Source organism: Cellulomonas sp. P5_C6 (assembly GCF_054049635.1).
Map to the genome: position 1 here is coordinate 1 of NZ_JBFULZ010000412.1, position 506 is coordinate 506.

1 protein-coding gene is annotated in these 506 nt (G+C 62.1%); it reads right to left on the minus strand.

Annotated elements, in window-relative coordinates:
* Positions 1-475 (minus strand): sensor histidine kinase (locus ACXJKG_RS21445; RefSeq protein WP_456847731.1); only part of this gene is annotated, 475 nt, incomplete at its 3' end.
* Positions 476-506: the final 31 nt, after the last annotated feature.

The following is a 506-nucleotide window of genomic DNA, read 5'->3' on the forward strand; positions in this document are numbered from 1 at the left end:
GACCTGGACTGTCTGCATTTACCTCGCCGCCATGCATGTCGATGTTGCGTTTGACGATCGACAGGCCGAGGCCGGTCGAACTTTCACCACCGGTCGGCTTGGCTGAAAGCCGCTGGAAACGGCCAAACAGACGGTCGAGATCTTCCGGCGACAGGCCGGGACCTTCGTCGCTGATGCTGATGCGGACATAATCGGCGTCGCCCGCGATGAGCAGCGCGATCTTGCCGCCGATGGGGCTGTATTTGATGGCGTTGCTGACGAGATTGTCGATCGCTTCGCGCATCCGGTCGGCATCGCACATGGTGAGATCGTGGTGCTCCGGCGCCGAGACGGAGAGATCCTGCTGCTTGTTCACGGCAGACGGCCGGTTCGCTTCCGCAACGTCCCGGACCAGCGTCGCCAGATCGACCGGCTCACGGCGGATGGTGATATCGAAAGCGTCCGCCATGGCATCGGAGATCAGGTGATCGACCATCGAGGTCAGTCGCTTGGTGGCGTCACGGATG